We start from the raw sequence: 3,321 nt of genomic DNA on the forward strand, positions 1-3,321 counted from the left end.
CCCCCCCCCCCCCCCCCGGGGGGGGGGTTTCGCGCCGTGAAGGCTTACTTCATCCCTTCACGATTCTCTTTCATCGCCTCCAGGCGTTCGACATCGCGATACCAGCGCGGGTGGTGTTTCTTCGCCCAGCGGCGGCTCACCTTGCCTTCGATCATGCCTTTAATCGACCCCTTCACCCAGAACGCCATATACATATGGATAAGGATGGCGTGGATCAGAATGATGGCCGACGTCGCATGAATCAGCAGGCTATAGCGAATAACCTGCATCGGGAAATATTCCGCGAAATATGGGCGCCAGATAATCACCCCGGTCACCAGCAGCACAAATATCATGCTCATGATGGTCCAGAACATCATCTTCTGCCCGGCGTTATACTTACCGACGCGCGCCACCTTATGCTCGTTGCCTTTCAGCACCTCGACGATGCCTTTCAGCCACGGAATATCCTGTTTATCAGGGATGTTATGGTGGACAAAGCGCACGAACATAAACATCAGCGCGACAAAAATCAGCACCCCAAAGAACGGGTGCAGAATACGCCCCATCTGCGGCGTGCCGAAGGTTTCCGTTAGCCACTGTAGCGTCGGAAAGAAGAACGATATTCCCGACAGCGCCACGAGGAAGAAACAGATAACCACCGTCCAGTGACAGGCGCGATCGATAAACGTTGTGCGCACAATCATCTTCAATTTACTCATCATGCTTCTCCTCGTCGTCGTCAACTTCCTTGTTCGGCCCGATACCGATGTAGTGGTAAATCAGCCCGGCGAAGGTGGCGATAAAGCCCGCCGCCGCCAGCGGTTTCAGCGCCCCCTTCCACAGACTGATACTGGTATCGATCTGCGGTTCCTTCGGCAGCTTGTGATACAGCTCCGGCTGGTCGGCATGATGCAGGACGTACATCACGTGGGTTCCGCCGACGCCCGGCGGGTTGTAAATCCCGGCGTTGGCATAACCGCGTTTTTTAAGCTTAGCCACCCGCTCCTCGGCCACCTCCAGCATCTCTTTCTTCGTACCGAAGTGGATCGCGCCGGTAGGACAGGTTTTCACGCAGGCCGGTTCCTGGCCGACGCTGACCCGATCCACGCACAGGGTGCATTTATAGACCCGGTTATCCTCTTTATTGAGGCGCGGGACGTTAAACGGACACCCCGCAATGCAGTAGCCGCAGCCGATGCAGTTTTCCTGCTGGAAATCGACGATGCCGTTGGCGTACTGAATAATCGCCCCGGCGGATGGGCAGGCCTTCAGGCAGCCCGGCTCTGCGCAGTGCATACAGCCATCCTTGCGGATAAGCCACTCCAGTTTGCCGTTCTGTTCGGTCTCGCTAAAACGCATTACCGTCCAGGATTTGGCGCTGAGATCCGCCGGGTTGTCGTACACCCCGACGCAGTGCCCCACGTCATCGCGGATGTCATTCCACTCGGAACAGGCCACCTGGCAGGCTTTACAGCCCACGCAGGAGGAGACATCGATAAGCTTGGCGACTTCCGCTTTATAGTCCCGCGCGCGCGGCGCGGGGGTGATCGGGTTGGTCGCGGAGCGTTTAATAATGTCTTGGGTTTCCATCGCCATTGAATCGCTCCTTACGCTTTCTCGATGTTGACCAGGAACGCCTTGTATTCCGGCGTTTGCGAGTTGGAATCGCCAACGTTAGGCGTCAGGGTGTTGGCGATGTAGCCTTTACGGGCCACGCCTTCAAAACCCCAGTGCAGCGGGATCCCTACGGTCTCCACCTGCTGGCCGTTGACGTTCAGCGTGCGCAGTCGGCGAGTCACCACGGCAACCGCGCGAATGAAGCCGCGCTTGCTGCTGACTTTCACCCAATCGCCGTTAGCGATGCCTTTGCTTTTCGCCAGCCCTTCGCTGATTTCGACAAACTGTTCCGGCTGCGCGATGGAATTGAGCAACGCATGCTTGGTCCAGGTGTGGAAATGCTCGGTCAGACGATAGGTGGTCCCGACATACGGGAATTTATCCTTCTTACCTAAGCGAATGGCGTCCTCTTCATACAACCGCACCACCGGGCTGGAGACCACTTTCGGGTGCAGCGGGTTAGTGCCAAGCGGGGTTTCCATCGGCTCGTAGTGCTCCGGGAACGGCCCTTCCGCCAGTTTATCGAGCGCAAACAGGCGACCCAACCCCTCCTGCTGCATGATAAACGGCCCGGTGTTGCTCCCTGGCGGCGCGGTATTGAAGTCCGGAATATCATTCCCGACCCACTTGCTGCCGTTCCACTGGATCAGCATCCGCTTCGCATCCCAGGGCTTGCCGTTGATATCGGCCGAAGCGCGGTTGTACAGCACCCGACGATTGAGCGGCCACGCCCAGGCCCATCCCAGCGTATTGCCCAGGCCCGAAGGATCGGCGTTATCACGATTCGCCATCTGGTTACCCTGCTCGGTCCAGCTGCCGGTATAGATCCAGCAAGACGACGCGGTGCTGCCGTCATCGCGCAGCAGCGCGAAGCTATTAAGCAGTTGGCCTTTTTTCGCCAGCAAAGTGCCATTTTGATCGTAGAGATCCGCCAGCGCGTAGCCGTTGTTCTCTTTTGCCACTTCTTCCGATTCCGGATGGTCCGGCTGCTTGTAGCGCCAGCTCATCTTCAGCAGGGGTTCCGCGCCCTTCCCGCCTTCGGTGCGGTACAGTTCGCGCAGGCGATGGTAAATCCCGGCAAGGATTTCGCCATCATTGCGCGCTTCACCTGGGGCATCCTGACCTTTCCAGTGCCACTGCAGCCAACGGCCGGAGTTGGCGATCGAACCGTCCTCTTCGGCAAAGCAGGTCGACGGCAGACGGAAGACTTCGGTCTGAATCGCCGACGGGTCGACATCATTAGACTCGCCGTGGTTCTGCCAGAAGGTCGAGGTTTCGGTCACCAGCGGGTCGATAACCACCATATATTTCAGCTTGCTGAGGCTGCGAACCACTTTGTTTTTATCCGGGAAGGAGGCAACCGGGTTAAAGCCCTGGCAGATATAGCCGGTGACGTTGCCGTTATCCATCATATTGAAGTATTTGATAACGTCGTAAGCCTGGTCCCACTTCGGTAACCACTCAAAGCCCCAGTCGTTCTCTTTTTGCGCCGCCTCGCCGTAGAAGGATTTCATCAGGCTAACGAAGAATTTCGGGTAGTTGCTCCAGTAGTTCACCTGCTCGGGCAGGGTCGCCTTCGGCGTGTTGGCGCTGAGGTAGCTTTGCAGATCGGTCTGTTTGTCCGATGGCAGCGTCAAATAGCCCGGCAGACTGGTCGACAGCAGGCCCAAATCGGTCAGCCCCTGAATATTAGAGTGGCCGCGCAGGGCGTTGACGCCGCCG

Annotated in this window: 3 protein-coding genes; all 3 read right to left on the reverse strand. The window is 57.6% G+C overall.

Going from position 1 to position 3,321, the window contains the following annotated elements:
- Positions 1-44: 44 nt before the first annotated feature.
- Positions 45-701, reverse strand: coding sequence for a formate dehydrogenase-N subunit gamma (fdnI, locus tag HMPREF9538_RS06875; protein ID WP_020316448.1), 657 nt, complete (start codon positions 699-701; stop codon positions 45-47).
- The gene (fdxH, locus tag HMPREF9538_RS06870) at positions 694-1,578 is read right to left on the reverse strand and encodes a formate dehydrogenase subunit beta (protein WP_004143747.1); all 885 of its coding nucleotides are present in this window, start codon (positions 1,576-1,578) and stop codon (positions 694-696) included. The genes fdnI and fdxH overlap by 8 nt, the downstream gene beginning before the upstream one ends.
- An 11-nt stretch (positions 1,579-1,589) precedes the next feature.
- Positions 1,590-3,321 (reverse strand): formate dehydrogenase-N subunit alpha (fdnG, locus tag HMPREF9538_RS0128225; protein ID WP_009485865.1); only part of this gene is annotated, 1,732 nt, incomplete at its 5' end.

Source organism: Klebsiella sp. MS 92-3, assembly GCF_000195655.1.
In the GTDB taxonomy this organism is placed as follows: domain Bacteria; phylum Pseudomonadota; class Gammaproteobacteria; order Enterobacterales; family Enterobacteriaceae; genus Klebsiella; species Klebsiella pneumoniae.

Excerpts from the sequence above, each read along its gene's own strand:
- fdnI (WP_020316448.1), bottom strand. The coding sequence starts at position 701 with ATGAGTAAATTGAAGATGATTGTGCGCACAACGTTTATCGATCGCGCC.
- fdxH (WP_004143747.1), bottom strand. The coding sequence starts at position 1,578 with ATGGCGATGGAAACCCAAGACATTATTAAACGCTCCGCGACCAACCCG.